The following is a 16,156-nucleotide window of genomic DNA, read 5'->3' on the forward strand; positions in this document are numbered from 1 at the left end:
GAGTCCCCGAGAGCTCGTCGACCTCCATCGTATGGCGGGCGTGCGCAGCACCTGACCGGTTCGGCGTTACTTCCTGCCGGGCAGACGCCGGGTGATCAACCCGATCACGTCGGTGACCTCGGAGATCCGCAGCAGCCGGGCGAGGCCGAGGTAGACCAGCACGAAGCCCAGGCCGACCACGGCGAGGTCGAGCACGGCGTACCCCTTGCCGGTGCCCGGGGTGAGCTCGGTCATCGCCTCGCGCAGGCCCCAGCCCGCCGCAGCGCTGAGCCCCACGGCGATGGCCAGGCGCACCAGGAACCGGACCAGCCGGCGCCCGGCCAGCCCGCCGACGCGGCGCGAGAGGATCACGTACGACGTGACCGCCCCCACGGCGTAGGCGCAGGCGTAGGCGATCACCAGTCGCGGTGCGGTCTCGGCGGCCGGGGCTCCCCGGGTCAGGAGCACCGCGGCGACGATGTTGGTGGCGGCGATGCCGCACTGGATGAAGAACACCAGGCGGGTCTGCTCGAGGGCGTAGAAGCCGCGCAGCATCAGGTAGTGGGCGGTGAACAGCACCAGGCCGATCCCGAACAGCGCCAGCGACGGGGCGAAGTTGGCGAAGTCGGCCGCTGCGCTGCCGTAGCCCCAGATCACGTCGGCGACGTCGAGCGACATCAGCGAGAGCAGCACCGCGATCGGGACCACGAGGGCGTACGCCGAGCGCAGGGTGGAGGACACGGCCGCGCCGATCGCGGAGAGCCGGCCGTCGGCGGCGTACGACGAGAGCAGCGGGAGCATCGCCGTGGCCAGCGAGACCGTGATGATCGAGTGCGGGACCTGGGTGAGCAGGAACGAGTTGGAGTAGACGGTGTAGCCGGTGCCCTCCGCGGCTCCCGGTGCCGAGCCGGCCACGGGATCGACGGTGCCCTGGCTGGCGAGGCGTACGACGACCGTGTAGGCGATCTGGTTGACCACCACGAACAGCACCGTCCACACCCCCAGCCGCAGGGTGTGCCCGAGCCCGGAGCCGCGGAAGTCGAAGCGCGGCCGGTAGGAGAAGCCCGCCGCCCGCAGGTAGGGGATCAGGACCAGGAACTGCACCACGATCCCGATCGTCGAGCCGATCCCGAGCAGTGCCTCGGCGCCGGGGCCGAAGCCGCCCTGCTTCTCCTCACCGCGGGCGGGACCGAAGGTGAGCAGGTAGCTGACCAGCACGACGACCGCGATCACGTTGTTCGCGATCGGCGCCCACATCATCGGCCCGAAGCTGCCCCGGGCGTTCAGGATCTGCCCGACCAGGACGAACATCCCGTAGAAGAACACCTGCGGCAGGCAGTAGCGGGCGAAGTCGATCACCGACTCCAGCTGGGCCGAGAGGGCCGGCTCGAAGAACTCGGGGGCGAGGAACAGGCGCATCAGCCACGGTGCGCCGACCACCAGCAGGATCGTGACGAGGCCGAGGAAGAGCGCCGCCAGGGTGACGATCCTGTTGGTGAACGCCTCGCCGCCGTCGGGGTCGTGCTTCTGCGACCGGACCAGCTGGGGGACCAGTACGGCGTTGACGACGCCGCCCGCCAGCAGGATGTAGAGCATGTTCGGCACCGTGTTGGCGATGTTGAACACGTCGGCGTGCAGGCCGGCCCCGAGTGCCGCGGCCAGCAGGATGCTGCGCACGAAGCCGCTGAGCCGGGAGAAGATCGTGCCGGCGGCCATCACCGCGCTGGAGGAGAGCAGGGAGCGCGACGCGTTCTCACCGGTGTCGGTGCCGGGCCCGCCCGGCGCCTGTTCGCTCACGTGGGCTCCTCCTCTCGCCAACGGTGGTTGCGGATGCGGAGCACGATCCGGCGGGCGATCATCACCGCGAGCAGCGTGCCGCCGCCGGCCATGATGTACCAGATCAGTCGACCGACCTGGCTGGTGCGCAGGCTGAACGTCAGCGGGGTCCCCGCCGCCTCGCCCTGGGCGGTGACCGGCGAGAGGGTCACCTCGTGCACCCCGATCCCGCTGGTGACCTGCAGCCGCAGCGTGCTCCGCTGCCCCGCCTGCAGGTTGACCGGGTCAGGTGTCTCCACCTTGACCTGGGTGTTGTCGGTGCGCGCTTGGATCCCGACGGTGATCGGCTGGTCGAGGCCGTTGACCAGGGTCACCGTCAGCGAGCCCGATCCTCCCGAGAGCGTGACGAAGTCCGTCCCGGTGACGCGCACCTGGTCCATCTGCCGGCGTACGTCGGTGTCGAGGCCGAGCACGAGCCCGGCAGCCAGTCCCGGGGACGCCAGGGCGCTGTACGACGAGCCCTGCAGGGCCGCCCCGGCGAGCCGGTCGCTCGCGTCGGTGTCCTCGGCGGTGAGCAGGTGGCCGAGCACCGTCCCGGTCCGGGCCAGGACGCGGGTGGCCGCGACGTTGGTGCTGGGGATCTCCTCGGCGAGCTGCTCCGGGCCGTAGGCGAGCTCCCCCTCGAAGGCGGCCGTGGGGGCGCTGTTCAGCGGGACCGTCCTGACCCACCGGTTCTGCAGTCCGCCGAAGAAGTCCGCCTGCCGCCAGTGCGGGCCGGGGTTCCACTGCGGGGGCAGCGAGACCACGATGGGCCGGGGCGCCTCGGAGCCCTTCGTCGCCTCCAGCGCCGCCTCGCTGAGGATCCGCTGCCGCAGTGCCAGCGCGTCCAGGGGCAGCGTCGGCTGCGGCCCGCCTGCGCTGGCGCGGGCGTCGGTGAGCACGAGCTCCTGTCCCGACGGCAGCCGGGACACGGGCGGGTTCGCCAGCCGGGCCCGGTCGCTGAGGACCAGGACCGACTCCTGCGAGACCTCCGTGAGCAGCTCGGGGTCGAAGTACCCGTTGGGCGGGGCGACCGCCGACGGGCCGCTCAGGCCGCGGACCTCGAGGCGGTGGGCAGCGATCTCGTCGGCTCGGGTGATCAGGTTGGGCCGGTTCCGGGCCAGCGAGGTCACGTCGGGGTCGGAGTAGCCCAGGGCGAGCAGGTCCTGGGCGCCGGCGGAGGCGACCAGGGTCTCCAGCACGGTTCGGGCCCGTGCCCGTTCCTCCTCGCTGGGGGTGCCTTCACGCGGCTCGGGCGCAGCGCTCGGGGAGGCGCCGTCGCCGGCCTCCCCGTTCTTGTCCCCGTTCTTGTCGCCGTTCTTCTCCTCGTCCTTGCCGTCGCCGTTCCCGTCCCCGTCCCCGTCCGGGCCCGCGCCGTCGGGGCCTGCCTGGCTCTGCGCGTCCAGGGAGAGGGGTGGGTTGCCGCGGGCGTAGTCCTCGAGGGCGTCGAGCACGGCCGGGTCGAGGAGCCAGGTCAGCGAGTCGGCCCCGGCCGAGGCGCCGAACTCGGCGAGGCGGCTGAGCCGGCCATTCGGCGCGGTCAGTGCCTTCCACCGCTGCGGGCCGTTGAGGCTGCCGTCGACCGCGCGGCGCGCGCGCTCGCGCAGCGGGAGCAGCACCGAGACCGGGACGCTGCGGGTGCGGGCCACCGCCGGCGGGACGAGCGGGATGAAGGTGCGGGCCCTGCCGTCCGCGACCAGGTCACGGCCGTCCGCGTTGGTGCCCAGGGCGTGTACGCCGATCCAGTACACGCCGGCCGCCCCGGAGATCGCTCCCAGCGAGGTGACCGGCACCGAGATGGTGAAGGCCGCCTGCTGTCGCGGGGCGAGGTCACCCACCGAGGCGTAGGTGCCGGCGTCGGTCAGCCGCTCGCCCACCGCGAGGTCGGGCTCGGCGGAGGCCGCCTCGGAGAGGGCGTCGCGGGTCGTGATCGGGGTGGTGGAGATGATCGGTGCCACGTTGACGTCGAGCCAGTCCTCGACCGAGACGTTGGTGACGATGCCGGTCAGGGTGATCGCGCCCTTGCGCGGGATCGAGGCCGGCGTCATCGCGGTCAGCGTCACGGCGAGGGGGGTGGTCTCGGCTTCCGTCTGAGCCGGTGCGCGTGAACCAGGTGTGCGTGCCGAGGGCTCGAGGGCGCTCGAGCCCGGCGTACGTGCCATGGCGGGGGCGGGCATCGCGAAGGTGGTCACAAGGAGGCCCACCGCTGCGACGGCGCCAAGCGCACGGGTCGTCCAGCGGCGGCTCACGCCCGCGATGTTATCTGCGCACGCTGTGCTCCTCCGGACGCCGTGCGGGGTGCGTGGCCCGGCTCACTCCCGAGCACCACCGGCCGGGCCCGTCGCCGTACGGCACTAGAGTGGTCTCCCGTGTCCGAGGAGCCTTTGCTGATCACCGACGTGCAGGCACGCGTGGTGGCGGAGCTGGCCCGGATCGCACCCGTGACCGACGCTCTCGGAGCGCGCTTCTCCGCCGCGGGCGAGCAGATCGCCCTGGTCGGCGGGCCGGTGCGCGACGCGATGCTCGGCCGGCTGCAGAACGACCTCGACTTCACCACCTCGGCGAGGCCGGAGGTCACCGAGCGGCTGCTCAAGGGCTGGGCGGACGCGGTCTGGGACATCGGCCGCGCGTTCGGCACGATCGGCAGCCGCCGCGGCGAGTGGCAGGTCGAGATCACGACGTACCGCTCGGAGGCGTACGACGCGGACAGCCGCAAGCCGACCGTCGAGTACGGCGACTCGCTGGTCGGCGACCTCGCCCGGCGTGACTTCACGGTCAACTCGATGGCGCTGACGCTGCCCGAGAAGCAGCTCGAGGACCCGTTCGGTGGGGTGGTGGACCTGGCCAACCGGGTGCTGCGCACCCCGGGCCGCCCGGAGGACTCCTTCTCCGACGACCCGTTGCGGATGATGCGCGCCGCGCGGTTCTCCGCCCAGCTCGGCTTCACCGTCGCCCCCGAGGTGGTGGCCGCGATGACCGGGATGGCCGAGCGGATCTCCATCGTCTCCGCGGAGCGGGTGCGCGACGAGCTGGTGAAGATCATCCTCTCCCCCGACCCGGTGCGTGGCCTGCGACTGCTGGTCGACACCGGTCTCGCGGCCCACGTCCTGCCCGAGCTGCCGGCCCTGGCGCTCGAGCGCGACGAGCACCACCGGCACAAAGACGTCTACGAGCACACCCTGACCGTGCTCGAGCAGTCCATCGACCTCGAGGACCGGCTCGCGGACCTCTCCGGCGGCGGGCCCGACTTCATCTCCCGGTTCGCCGCGCTGATGCACGACGTCGGCAAGCCGAAGACGCGCCGCTTCGCCGACAACAACGTGGTCACCTTCCACCACCACGACGTGGTCGGGGCCAAGCTGACCCGCAAGCGGATGCAGGCGCTGAAGTTCTCCAACGACCAGATCGACGCCGTCACCCAGCTCGTGGAGCAGCACCTGCGCTTCCACGGCTACGGCTCGGGTGAGTGGACCGACTCCGCCGTACGCCGCTACGTGCGCGACGCCGGCGACCAGCTCGAGCGGCTGCACGTCCTGACCCGGGCCGACTGCACCACCCGCAACAAGCGCAAGGCCGACCTGCTCCGGCGTACCTACGACGAGCTCGAGGCCCGGATCGCGCACCTCTCCGAGGCCGAGGAGCTGGCCTCGATCCGCCCCGACCTCGACGGCAACCAGATCATGGAGATCCTCGGCATCGGGCCCGGCCGCGAGGTGGGCGAGGCCTACAAGCACCTCCTCGAGCTGCGGCTGGACCGGGGCCCGATGAGCGAGGAAGAGGCCCGGCAGGCGCTGCTGGAGTGGCACGCCTCCCGCATGTAAATCGGGGTTATGGACGCTCATCAAGGGCCCTGCCGGGCTCTGAGCGTCCACAAGCCTTGCGCAGTCGCCCCCGAAAGCGGCGCCGTGCCTGCCCCGAGGCACAGGTACGGCGCCGCCCGGACGCTCAGACGTACAGCGTGGAGTCGGGCTGCAGGCCGATGGCCTGGGTGAGCTTGTTGGCGTAGCTGAAGAACGCCGCGACCTCGATCGCCTCGACGATGCCGGCGTTGGTCAGCCCCACCGCGCGCAGCCGCTCGTAGTCGGCCTCGCCCACCAGGTGCGCCTCGTTGGTGACCTTGACCGAGAGGTCGACCAGCGCCTGGTCGCGCTCGGAGAAGTCGACGAGGTGGTGGTCGTCGGCGATCCGGTAGGCGCGCTCCCGTTCCCCGGTGGCCTGGGCCAGCCCGTAGCGGTGGTTGGCCACGCAGTAGCCGCACTCGTTCTCGTGTGCGACCACGACCGAGATCAGCTCGCGTTCCTGGATGGTCAGGTGGTGGTTGTCGCTGTTGTCCCACAGCGGGCCGTAGATCGCGAGCAGCCGCTCGAGGGTGGCCTCGTTGACGGCGTACCCACGCAGCCAGTTCGGGACGTAGCCGTAGGTGCGCTCCGCGGCGTCGAACTGGTGCCGCAGGCGGGGCGAGACGTCCTCGCGGTCCACCCCGCCGAGGCGGGTGACCAGGGACTTGTCGAGGTGCGGGGCGACTGCCGGGGCCTGGAGGTCGGACTCGGGAAAGGTGGTGGCCATGGGGATTCCTCTGGGGTAGGTGGAGTGACGTGGTTATATATAGCATGTCACTGGACTTAAGTTATTTACATGACAATCAACGAGGGAGCCCCATGACCACCCAGCTGCAACGACCCCTGAGCACGCCCGCCGAGTCGACGTCGACACCGCGCCTGACCCCTGAGCAGGTGGTGCAGGCGGCCGGGGACCTGGCGCTGCGCCTGTCCCGGGAGTCGGTCGACCGCGACCTCGAGCGACGGCACCCGCTCGCCGAGCTGCGGGACTTCGCCTCCACCGGCCTGCTCGGGGTCACCGTCCCCGAGGCCTCCGGCGGCTCCGGCCTGCCCCGCTCCACAGCGGCCGAGGTGCTGCGGCTGGTCGCCCGCGGGGACTCCTCGGTGGCCCAGCTGGTGCTGGCGCACTTCGTGCTGCTCGACATCGCCGGCGCCGCCGGTGGGCCCGAGCTGCAGGAGATCCTGTACGCCGCCGCGACCGGCGGCGGCTGGATCGGGAACGCGACCGCCGAGCGCGGCACCGCCCACGTCTTCGACCGGCAGACCAACGCCCAGACCGACCCCGACGGCGGGGTGGTGCTCACCGGCCGCAAGTTCTACGCCACCGGCGCCCTGGGCTCCTCGATCTTCGGCGTGGCGGCCAACCTCGACGGCGACAAGGGCCACCCGGCGATCGTGTTCGCCTCCCCCGAGGACCCGGGCGTGACCATCGGCACCGACTGGACCGCCTTCGGCCAGCGCAGCACCATCAGCGGCTCGGTCATCCTCGACGACGTCCGGGTGCCTGCGGAGCGGGTGCTCGATCTCGGCGTACTGCCGGCGGACCCGCCCCGGAGCCCCGTCGGTGCCTACGACCAGCTCCTGCACACCGCGATCGACGTCGGGATCGCGCGGGCCGCGCTGGAGGACGGCGCCGCCTTCGTCCGGGACCGGTCGCGCCCGTGGGTCGAGTCGGGCGTCACCCGCGTCTCCGAGGAGCCGCACGTCCAGCTCCGGTTCGGTCAGCTGCGCACCCGGCTCGCGGCCCTGGAGGCACTGTTCGCCCGCGCGCAGGCCGCGGTCGACCGGGCCTACTCCGGCGCCGCGCCCACCGAGGAGGTGCTCGTCGACGCCTCGCTGGCCGTGGCCGAGGCCAAGGCGTTCGCCCAGGAGGTGGGCCCCACCATCGCCAGCGACGTGATCGAGCTGGCCGGCACCAGCGCGGCCGACGAGCGCCACGGCCTGGACCGGCACTGGCGCAACGTGCGCGTGCACTCCCTGCACGACCCCGCTAGGTGGAAGTACGTGCACCTCGGTGCCCACCTCCTCGACGGCACCGCACCGCCCAAGCACCCGCTCATCTGACCGGAGCCCGCCCCTTGTGACGCGGGGTTCGTGTTGCCGAGGCCCCTCCCGGGGGCACACTCAGCAGCACGAACCCCGCGTTGCAAGCGGGCCGGCGCGCAGAGGAGAGGGCCCCATGTCACTGATCCACGACCGCCTTCCGGGGTTGGACCTCGGGCACGTCGCGCTCGGGGCCGGGCCCACGCCCGTACGCCGGCTCGAGCCCGGCCTGGTCGCGGGGGCCGAGGTGTGGGTCAAGGACGAGAGCGGGTTCGGGGACGGCCCGTGGGGTGGGAACAAGGTCCGCAAGCTGGAGTGGATCATCCCCGAGGCGCAGCGTCGCGGGGCCCGGGCGCTGTTCACCGTCGGCGGGATCGGCACGCACTGGGGGCTGGCGGCGGCGCTCTACGGGCGTGAGCACGGGCTCCGGACGATCCTCGGCCTGGTCGACCAGCCGGTCGACGACCACGTGCGGGACCAGCTCGCGCGGCTCGAGGCCTCCGGCGCGCAGCTGCACCGCCACTCCTCGGCCAGGCGGCTGAAGCTGGCGGCCCCCGCGATCATCGCGGGGGCGGTCCTGCGCGACCGCCGCGTGCCCTGGTACCTCCCCCCGGGCGGCTCCAACGCCTTCGGCGCCCTGGCCTACGTCGACACCGCGCTCGAGATCGCCGCCCAGGTCCGCGCGGGCCACCTCCCGGTGCCGGGGACTGTGGTCACCGCCGTCGGCTCAGGAGGTACGGCGGCCGGCCTCGCCCTCGGCCTGCGCCTGGCCGGTCTTCCCACCCGGGTCTTCGGGGTGGTGGTCAACGACTCGTTCCCCCTCGACGCGCCCGTGGTCACGCGGCTGGCGAACCGCACGGCCGGCCTGCTGGCCGAGCGCGGAGCCGGGGAGGAGCTGCCGCGCCTGGACCCCGAGGACGTCACCATGCGCGACGACTGGCTGGGCACGACGTACGGCGACCCGACCCCCGCCTCGACGGCCGCGGTGAGCGAGGCCGCCACCCACGGGCTGGAGCTGGAACCGGTGTACACGGGGAAGTCGCTGGCCGCCATCCGAGACCTGGCCGGGTCCGGTGGGCTCGCGGAACCTATCCTCTGGCTCAACACGCACGGCCCTCGCTGAGTGGCCGGCCCGACGATCCCGGAGGACCCATGCCATTGACCGACGTCGCACCCATCGAGGCCACGATCGAGATCGCCGCGCCTCCGGCCAAGGTGTGGGCACTGGTCTCCGACCTGCGCAACATGCCGCGCTGGAGCCCGCAGTGCCGCAAGACGATCGTCCGCGGCGGCGAGGTGCGCGAGGGCGCCAAGCTGGTCAACATCAACCGGCGTGGACTGCTGGTGTGGCCGACGCAGTCGGTGGTCACCGAGTTCGTGCCACAGCAGAAGGTCGCGTTCCGGGTCAAGGAGAACTGGACCGTGTGGTCCTTCGAGCTCAGCCCCACCGGTGACGGCGGCACCCGCGTGGTGCAGCGCCGGGAGGCACCGCAGGGCATCTCGGACACCTCGGTGCGGCTCACCAAGGCGGTGCTCGGCGGCGTCGAGGGCTTCACCACCGAGCTCGAGCAGGGGATGAACCAGACCCTGCAGAAGATCAAGCGCGACGCCGAGGCCGCCTGACCGGGTGTCTCCGGGCACGGACCCGGCTCCGTGGTCACCCTGCGAGGCACGTCCTTCCACGCCACCAGCAAGAGAAACTGGGCCTCATGCACCCATGCCCTTGCTGCGGCTACCGGACGCTGCCAGGCAGAGGTGACTACGACCTGTGTCCGGTGTGCCGGTGGGAGGACGACGGCGCAGAGCCATGTGAGATGAGCGGCCCGAACGCACAGACGCTGGTTGATGCACAGCGGCAGTACTTGGCGGACACTCGCCCGTATCGTCTTCGCCCGGGCAAGGTCCGGCCTCCCAAACGGCGTGAGGCGCGCGATCCGAACTGGCGACCCTTCGAGCTGACCGAGGACCTGTTGGCTCGGGTGCAGCAGACGAAGGACGAGCACCTACATGAGTGGGAAGCGGAATGCCGTCGGACCGCTCAGGAGATTGCCGATGACCCTGAAGGGCCGTTCAAGGAGTACAACGCGGCGGTTCGCTCGTTGAGGTCGCAGGCCAGCGCCATGTCGCATCGCGAGGTCAAGGCAAGGATGCGAGAGCTTGGCCGCGAGCATGACTTCACGCTGCCCGAGGCATACCTGGAACTGCAGTCCCGGCTGGCGAAGGATGAGGTTTTCTACCGCCGTCACCCTGTTCATGGCGCCTGGTGGTTGCTTCGGCACGCACGGCCAGGGACCCTCAGGCGAAGTTGGCACGAGCTGCGAACCGGCAGCTTCCGCTTCGTCGGGTCCTGAGCTCGCCGTCTCCGCTCATTGACACCAGCGAGCGGCTTGCCGCGCCTGCAGACATCGCCTTCGAACCCATGGTGGTCGAGCAGCGAACGCAGTGGCGACCCCATGGTGGTCGAGCAGCGAACGCAGTGAGCGGACAGTCGAGACCACTTCGGCAACCCCGGGCGCAGACCTCACCCATCAGGCGGCTCTCGCCCGCCCGGGGTCATCCGGCGTACGCCGGGCGGTGGCACGAACTCGAACTCATTGGGTCCGAGGGTCCTGATCTGCCAGGGCCCGGCGTGGATCAGCCGGTGGTGATGCCCGCACAGCAGGACGAGATTCGCCAGCGACGTCTCGCCGCCGTCCACCCAGTGAACGAGGTGATGGGCGTGGCACATCACCGGGGGCCGGGTGCAGTTCGGGAAGCGGCAGTGCCTGTCCCTGGCAACGAGTGCTCTCCAGATCGCGGCGGTGACCAGGCGCAGCTGCCGGCCAACATCTAGCACCTCGCCGGCGGTGCCGAGGACGATCGGGATCACGTGGGCGTCACATGCCATCCGGCGTACGGCGGCGACGTGGAGGTCCTCGCCGGTCTCGGTGGTCCCGAACCCGGTCTGGTTGCGGAGGTCGTCCAAAGTGACGGTCACCGAGACCCGCGGACTGGCTCCGTGGCACTCCGGCAGCAGCTCCACCGCCGCGGCGCGGTCGCACAGCTCGACCAGGGCGTCGAGCATCCGGGCGCCGTGGTCCCGGGGGTCGCGGCCGTCGTGCCCGCAGCCGGGGATCTCGCAGCTGCCCGGGTCGCACACCGGACCGGCGGCGGGGACCGGCTTGGCCAGGGGGAGGAGGGTGGCGCGGAGCTTGGCGCCGTCCTCGGCCGAGCAGCGGCCCTTGATCCAGGCCCCGCCGGCAGTGTCGAACCGCACCGAGAAGTCCCGGTCAAGATGGGCGGCGCGGTCCTCACGTTCCATCTCCCGCTCGGCCCGACGCTCCTCGCCGTCAGGATCCACCAGGGTGACCAGGACCCGGCCGACCTTCGCCAGGTCGGTGGCGTCGAGTGCCTTGGCCTCAGCCAGCATCGCCTGGCACCCGCGAGCTCGTAGGTCCGGGTTTGTGGGCAGGTCCTCCACGGCGCGCTCGATCACCTGGGCCTTGGTGACCGAGAGCCAGCCGTCGGCGAGGGCCTCTCCGACCGGGGCCAGCACCGGGGTGTGCACCGCTTCGGCCAGGCGCACGGTGGCGGAGCCGGTGCCCTTGCGGCCTCCGGCGACTGAGGTGAGGAAGTCCTGGGTGGAGGCCCATCCCACCGGCTTGACCGCGTTGGTGACCTCGAGCTCGTGGACCACCTCGAGCTCAACGGCATCCAGGGTCGACTTCAGGGCTTCGATCTCGGCGACGGTGTCCATCAGCTCCTCGCCGCGCCCAGCCGCCCACAACGTGTCCTGCAGCCGCTGCACCTGTCGGCGGATCTGCGCCAGCTCCGCCGCGACCCGACCGGCGCACGAGGCGCCTGGAGGGGGGTCCGGCTGGGTGGTCATGCATCAATCCAATCAGCGCCCACTGACAGTTTCCGGCGCGATTCCCCTTGTTTGACAAGGGATTCTAGAAAAAGTTTGGCAGTTTCCTGTGTGAAGAATCAGGTCGCCACCTGAATGCTCGGGGTGATGGACACCGCGATGACCGACCACCAGCTGAGGCGCTGGAAATCCGGCTCCCGATGCAGGATGTGCTTCCAGGTGCGCAGATAGTCGTCTTACCTGACGACGTTGGTTGGGGTGGGAGCGCTCTCTTCGTCAAGACACGGGACGAAAGTCGCCAGTGCGCCGTTCGACGCCGGCGTCGGTGACGCTCGCCGGGTCGGTGCGGACTGTCGGGTTGGTCGGTTCGCCGAGCAGAAGGTCGCACCGACGAAGAGCTGCTCCGCATGGTGGGCCAGTAATCCCGCGTTCCGAACTCTGGGCGGATTGCGGCTATTAGCGGACGGTCGGACGCTTTCTCGCGAGCGAGGTTCTATTAGCCGGGCCGTACGGTTCTCGCATGTCTACTGAGCCGCTCGCCGTGCATATGGTGACAGCGGGATACGTAGTGGTCTCCCCGACGCGTCGGCCGGAAGGGTACGGCCCGGGAGTGCCGGACCCCTTTGTGACAATCAGTGGGTGCCTTGCCGACAGGTTGCGTGTGCCGGAGTTCTCTGGCTGGTTCCAGGACCTTGACGGAGCGCGGGACACGTGGAGTGCTGACCCGGAAGGGGCTCTCCTCATGGTGGTAACCATGACGCCACAGGACGCCGCCGAGCTGATACGCGAGTTGCCCGAGGAGCCTGGACACTTCGAACTGCTGCAGACCAGGAGTGCTGAGCCTGAGAACGTGCGATGGCTTGGGTTCGAGATCGTAGGGGCGGAAACCTGTCTGGCCTTTCACTCTTGGCACTGCCACGGTTACGCATCTGAAGCAGCGGCACGTCTTGGCACTCGACTTACCAACCAGGGGCTCCTAGCGACCTACGAGGAGGCAGCGGAGGTTCGGACGTGGATGCTGGGCCTGCCCAGCGATCAGCGGCCGATCTCTGTTCCTTGGGCTGTCGTCCGCCTTGGGATCGTCTCGACCTGAGGTAGCGAGCCACTTCGGTGTCGCCTCCGTCCTAGTTGAGGGAACGCGCTCCCCAGCGGGTCAGCACCCAACCGTCCGCGTCGCGCCGGAGGTCCACGGACTCGGTGTGCTCCAGCTGGCGCTCACGGGGCCAGGCCGGCGCGCGGCTGCCGGCCAGTACGGGCAGTACGGCGCGAAGGGCCGTCTGGTGTCCGATCACCAGCACGGTCTCGCCGCGGTGCTGGTCGGCGATCTCCTCGAGCTGGTCCCGATAACGCTCGAGCACCTCGCTGCCGGACTCCCCGCCCTCGGTGCAGGCGTGCAGCGAGCCGGCGCACCATGAGTCGCCCAGGTTCTCCAGGTGCGCGGCGTCGAAGGGCTGACCCTCCAGGGAACCGACCGACACCTCACGCAGCGACTTGCAGGTGGTGACCGCGACGCCGAGGCGTGCCGCGGCGATCTCGGCGGTCTGCACGGCGCGCGACACGTCGCTGGAGTAGACGGCAGCGACCCGGTGTCTCGCCAGCGACTCCGCCAGCGCGCGTGCCTGCTCGCGCCCCTCACGCGTCAGGGAACCGCCCTCGTCGGAGAAGAAGTCCTCGGTGAACGCGGCGTCGGCGTGTCGGGCGACCACCAGCGTCGCGGCGCAGAACAGGTCGGACATGGGCCATCAGACACCTTGAGGGGCCGCCGGCGCGACCTGCCCGCCGGTGAGGGTGCGGACCGTGTAGGCCTGGCTGATCAGGATCACCGGTACGGCGACCAGCAGGCCGACCCCGCACGCGATCGCCCCGAGGAGCCCGCACAGGAACGCGAGCAGCATCCACAGCAGCGTCTGCCCCGGGTGGTGGCGGACCAGGTTGAAGCTGGCCTTGATCGCGTCGATGGCGCCCAGCTTGTGGTCGACGACGAACGCCGTGGTGAACGCAGTGAGCACCGCGACCACGATGCCGGGGATGAAGCAGAGCACGAAGCCGATCAAGGTCGCGATCGAGACCAGGAGCGTCGCGACCAGTACCTGCAGCTTGTCCCAGCCCTGGAGCATCGTCCCCAGGGACACCGGTCGTCCGGAGACCGCGTCGAACGCCATCTTCAGTAGGCCGGCGCTCGCCAGCGTGGTGACGACCTGGCCGACGAAGGAGACCAGGCCATTGGCCAGCAGCCCGGTGAACAGCCCGGTGCTCTCCACTGTCGCCACGCCGGTGTCCGGGTCGATCGTGGTGGTGGATCCGGTGTCGAACACCGAGTCAGACACGAGCTGGCCCAGGTAGCTGAACAGGATGCTGATCAGCCCGACCAGCAGCGCTCCGAGCAGGAACGGTGCGGCGTTCTGGGTGAACTTGGACCAGCCGTACTTGATCGCCTCGACCGCGTCGTACCCGCCGGCGCCCGTGGGAGGCATCGGCGGAGGCGCGCCACCGCCGTACCCGCCGGACGGAGGTGGGTAGGCGGGCGGCTGGTACGGCGGCGGTTGCCCTGGCTGCTGCGCCGGGTGCGCGCCGCCGGGCGGGGGCTGCCCCGCCCCGGAGCCATAGGGGTTCTCCGGGGGCGGTGGCGTGCCTTCGCTCATGCCTGGACCTTAGGAACACCGCAGAGAGCTTGTCGACAAAGGTGTCGACCCGACTAACCCACCGAATGGGTGGCCTTGACGGGGCTCGGGTGCTGTTCTGGGTGGGGGTTGTCCCCACCCCTGGCGACCACGTCACCTGGTCTCGACACGCCTGTCGCGGCTTCGTACCTCAGCCGCGGGCTTGCTCGACCTGCGGGCGGTAAGTGGAGCGCTTCGTTCCTCAGCGCTCTACTTCGCCCTTGATGAAGGCCTCGACCGAGGCGCGGCCTTCGTCGTCGGGGCGCTGCACGGGCGGGGACTTCATCAGGTACGACGACGCCGAGAGCAGCGCGCCGCCGATGCCGCGGTCCTTGGCGATCTTCGCCGCACGGATCGCGTCGATGATGATGCCGGCCGAGTTGGGGGAGTCCCACACCTCGAGCTTGTACTCCAGGTTCAGCGGGACGTCACCGAAGGCGCGACCCTCGAGGCGCACGTAGGCCCACTTGCGGTCGTCGAGCCACTGCACGTAGTCGGACGGGCCGATGTGCACGTTGCGGGCGCCCATGTCGTGGCTCATGTTGGAGGTGACGGCCTGGGTCTTGGAGACCTTCTTGGACTCCAGACGGTCGCGCTCGAGCATGTTCTTGAAGTCCATGTTGCCGCCGACGTTGAGCTGGTAGGTGCGGTCCAGCACCACGCCGCGGTCCTCGAACAGCTTCGCCATCACACGGTGGGTGATGGTGGCGCCGACCTGGGACTTGATGTCGTCACCGATGATCGGGACGCCGGCGTCCTCGAACTTCTTGGCCCACATGGGGTCGGAGGCGATGAACACGGGCAGCGCGTTGACGAAGGCCACCTTGGCGTCGATCGCGCACTGGGCGTAGAACTTGTCGGCCTGCTCGGAGCCCACCGGGAGGTAGGAGACGAGCACGTCGACCTCGGCGTCCTTGAGCGCCTGCACCACGTCGACGGCCTCGGTGTCGGACTCCTCGATGGTCTCGCGGTAGTACTTGCCGAGCCCGTCGAGGGTGTGGCCGCGCTGCACGGTGACACCGGTCGGCGGTACGTCGGCGATGCGGATGGTGTTGTTCTCCGAGCTGTTGATCGCCTCGGAGAGGTCGAAGCCGACCTTCTTGGCGTCGACGTCGAACGCGGCGACGAACTCCACGTCGCGGACGTGGTACTCACCGAACATCACGTGCATCAGGCCGGGCACCGCAGCACTCGGGTCGGCGTTCTTGTAGTACTCGACGCCCTGGACGAGGGAGCTGGCGCAGTTGCCCACTCCCACGATGGCTACTCGTACCGATCCCATGGGGTTCTCCTCTGTGTTCACGACTTGTGCTCTGGCTGGGGGGTTGTTCGGGTCCTGGGGGTGCGGCCGGCCGGTCTTCGCTTCGACCCGGCCGCGGGGCCGGCGGGCGGCGCGATCGGCGGGCCCGTGGCGGTTGCGTCGGGGCGCGGGTCCGTGCCCCGCTCCGCGGCGATCAGGTCGGTCAACCAGCGCACCTCGCGCTCGACCGACTCGATCGCGTGCCGCTGCAGCTCGCTCACGTAGCGGTCCTGCCCGGCCGGTCCACGGCTGCTGCGGACCCGGTCGAGGCGCTCCTGCAGGCGCGAGCGCCGGCCCTCGAGGATCCGCAGGCGCACCTCGGAGTCGGTGCGCGAGAAGAACGCGAACCGCATGTTGAAGTCCTCGTCCTCCCAGGCGGAGGGACCGACGTCGGTGATCTTCGTCTCGAAGTACTCGTTGCCCGCCGGTGTGATCTGGTAGACGATCCGCTGCCGACGCGAGACCCCGGCAGGGGCGGTGGCGACCTCGGTGACCAGGCCGGCACGCAGCATCCGCTTCAGCGCGGGGTAGAGCGAACCGTAGGAGAGCAGCCGGGTCCAGCCCATCAGCAGGTTGAGCCGCTTGCGCAGCTCGTAGCCGTGCAGGGGCGAGTCGTGGAGCAGGCCGAGGACGGCCAGCTCGAGGGTCGCGGCCTTGCTGCCCATGCGCTCCC

The 16,156-nt window shown here is 70.5% G+C and carries 14 protein-coding genes; 6 read left to right on the plus strand and 8 right to left on the minus strand.

Annotation, left to right across the window (positions count from 1 at the left end; all coding sequences use genetic code 11):
- Positions 1–66 precede the first annotated feature (66 nt).
- Entirely contained in the window at positions 67–1,776 is a 1,710-nt protein-coding gene (gene murJ / locus AC4BGB_RS12040) for a murein biosynthesis integral membrane protein MurJ (protein ID WP_490547097.1), read from the minus strand.
- The gene (locus tag AC4BGB_RS12045) at positions 1,773–4,043 is read right to left on the minus strand and encodes a DUF6049 family protein (RefSeq protein WP_490547098.1); all 2,271 of its coding nucleotides are present in this window, start codon (positions 4,041–4,043) and stop codon (positions 1,773–1,775) included. The genes murJ and AC4BGB_RS12045 overlap by 4 nt, the downstream gene beginning before the upstream one ends.
- A 120-nt stretch (positions 4,044–4,163) precedes the next feature.
- Here AC4BGB_RS12045 and AC4BGB_RS12050 point away from each other — a divergent pair, with 120 nt between their 5' ends.
- A complete protein-coding gene (locus AC4BGB_RS12050; RefSeq protein ID WP_490547099.1) occupies positions 4,164–5,615 on the plus strand; it encodes a CCA tRNA nucleotidyltransferase in 1,452 nt (483 codons plus the stop codon).
- Positions 5,616–5,739: 124 nt separating this feature from the next.
- Here the strand turns inward: AC4BGB_RS12050 and AC4BGB_RS12055 are convergent, their stop codons facing one another.
- A complete protein-coding gene (locus tag AC4BGB_RS12055) occupies positions 5,740–6,360 on the minus strand; it encodes a peroxidase-related enzyme (protein WP_490547101.1) in 621 nt (206 codons plus the stop codon).
- Between the two features lie 92 nt (positions 6,361–6,452).
- Between AC4BGB_RS12055 and AC4BGB_RS12060 the strand changes: the two genes are divergently transcribed.
- The 4 genes from AC4BGB_RS12060 (at position 6,453) to AC4BGB_RS12075 (ending at position 10,027) form a co-directional block, all read left to right on the plus strand.
- Positions 6,453–7,697, plus strand: coding sequence for an acyl-CoA dehydrogenase family protein (locus AC4BGB_RS12060; protein ID WP_490547102.1), 1,245 nt, complete (start codon positions 6,453–6,455; stop codon positions 7,695–7,697).
- A 115-nt stretch (positions 7,698–7,812) separates the two neighbouring features.
- Entirely contained in the window at positions 7,813–8,799 is a 987-nt protein-coding gene (locus AC4BGB_RS12065; protein WP_490547103.1) for a 1-aminocyclopropane-1-carboxylate deaminase/D-cysteine desulfhydrase, read from the plus strand.
- Positions 8,800–8,828: 29 nt separating this feature from the next.
- Positions 8,829–9,299, plus strand: a complete 471-nt coding sequence (locus tag AC4BGB_RS12070; protein WP_490547104.1) for an SRPBCC family protein — start codon at positions 8,829–8,831, stop codon at positions 9,297–9,299.
- A gap of 86 nt (positions 9,300–9,385) precedes the next feature.
- Entirely contained in the window at positions 9,386–10,027 is a 642-nt protein-coding gene (locus AC4BGB_RS12075) for a CPCC family cysteine-rich protein (protein ID WP_490547105.1), read from the plus strand.
- 170 nt (positions 10,028–10,197) lie between these two features.
- Here AC4BGB_RS12075 and AC4BGB_RS12080 read toward each other — a convergent pair whose 3' ends face one another.
- The gene (locus tag AC4BGB_RS12080) at positions 10,198–11,544 is read right to left on the minus strand and encodes an HNH endonuclease signature motif containing protein (RefSeq protein ID WP_490547107.1); all 1,347 of its coding nucleotides are present in this window, start codon (positions 11,542–11,544) and stop codon (positions 10,198–10,200) included.
- 499 nt (positions 11,545–12,043) lie between these two features.
- Between AC4BGB_RS12080 and AC4BGB_RS12085 the strand changes: the two genes are divergently transcribed.
- Positions 12,044–12,616: a hypothetical protein gene (locus AC4BGB_RS12085; protein ID WP_490547108.1), complete on the plus strand. Its 573-nt coding sequence runs from the start codon at positions 12,044–12,046 to the stop codon at positions 12,614–12,616.
- Positions 12,617–12,647: 31 nt separating this feature from the next.
- Here the strand turns inward: AC4BGB_RS12085 and AC4BGB_RS12090 are convergent, their stop codons facing one another.
- The 4 genes from AC4BGB_RS12090 to AC4BGB_RS12105 form a co-directional block, all read right to left on the minus strand.
- On the minus strand, positions 12,648–13,259 hold the full coding sequence (locus AC4BGB_RS12090; protein WP_490547109.1) for a histidine phosphatase family protein: 612 nt from the start codon (positions 13,257–13,259) through the stop codon (positions 12,648–12,650).
- A gap of 6 nt (positions 13,260–13,265) precedes the next feature.
- On the minus strand, positions 13,266–14,165 hold the full coding sequence (locus AC4BGB_RS12095; protein ID WP_490547110.1) for a YciC family protein: 900 nt from the start codon (positions 14,163–14,165) through the stop codon (positions 13,266–13,268).
- A gap of 220 nt (positions 14,166–14,385) precedes the next feature.
- Positions 14,386–15,465: an inositol-3-phosphate synthase gene (locus AC4BGB_RS12100; RefSeq protein ID WP_490547111.1), complete on the minus strand. Its 1,080-nt coding sequence runs from the start codon at positions 15,463–15,465 to the stop codon at positions 14,386–14,388.
- Positions 15,466–15,482: 17 nt separating this feature from the next.
- Complete coding sequence (locus AC4BGB_RS12105) at positions 15,483–16,148, minus strand: PadR family transcriptional regulator (RefSeq protein WP_490547113.1); 666 nt, start codon at positions 16,146–16,148, stop codon at positions 15,483–15,485.
- Between the last annotated feature and the right edge of the window lie 8 nt (positions 16,149–16,156).

The sequence above is a fragment of the Nocardioides sp. Z30_9 genome, from assembly GCF_058215735.1.

Excerpts from the sequence above, each read along its gene's own strand:
- AC4BGB_RS12055 (WP_490547101.1), bottom strand. The coding sequence starts at position 6,360 with ATGGCCACCACCTTTCCCGAGTCCGACCTCCAGGCCCCGGCAGTCGCC.
- AC4BGB_RS12060 (WP_490547102.1), top strand. The coding sequence starts at position 6,453 with ATGACCACCCAGCTGCAACGACCCCTGAGCACGCCCGCCGAGTCGACG.
- AC4BGB_RS12065 (WP_490547103.1), top strand. The coding sequence starts at position 7,813 with ATGTCACTGATCCACGACCGCCTTCCGGGGTTGGACCTCGGGCACGTC.
- AC4BGB_RS12070 (WP_490547104.1), top strand. The coding sequence starts at position 8,829 with ATGCCATTGACCGACGTCGCACCCATCGAGGCCACGATCGAGATCGCC.
- AC4BGB_RS12075 (WP_490547105.1), top strand. The coding sequence starts at position 9,386 with ATGCACCCATGCCCTTGCTGCGGCTACCGGACGCTGCCAGGCAGAGGT.
- AC4BGB_RS12080 (WP_490547107.1), bottom strand. The coding sequence starts at position 11,544 with ATGACCACCCAGCCGGACCCCCCTCCAGGCGCCTCGTGCGCCGGTCGG.
- AC4BGB_RS12085 (WP_490547108.1), top strand. The coding sequence starts at position 12,044 with ATGTCTACTGAGCCGCTCGCCGTGCATATGGTGACAGCGGGATACGTA.
- AC4BGB_RS12090 (WP_490547109.1), bottom strand. The coding sequence starts at position 13,259 with ATGTCCGACCTGTTCTGCGCCGCGACGCTGGTGGTCGCCCGACACGCC.
- AC4BGB_RS12095 (WP_490547110.1), bottom strand. The coding sequence starts at position 14,165 with ATGAGCGAAGGCACGCCACCGCCCCCGGAGAACCCCTATGGCTCCGGG.
- AC4BGB_RS12100 (WP_490547111.1), bottom strand. The coding sequence starts at position 15,465 with ATGGGATCGGTACGAGTAGCCATCGTGGGAGTGGGCAACTGCGCCAGC.
- AC4BGB_RS12105 (WP_490547113.1), bottom strand. The coding sequence starts at position 16,148 with ATGGGCAGCAAGGCCGCGACCCTCGAGCTGGCCGTCCTCGGCCTGCTC.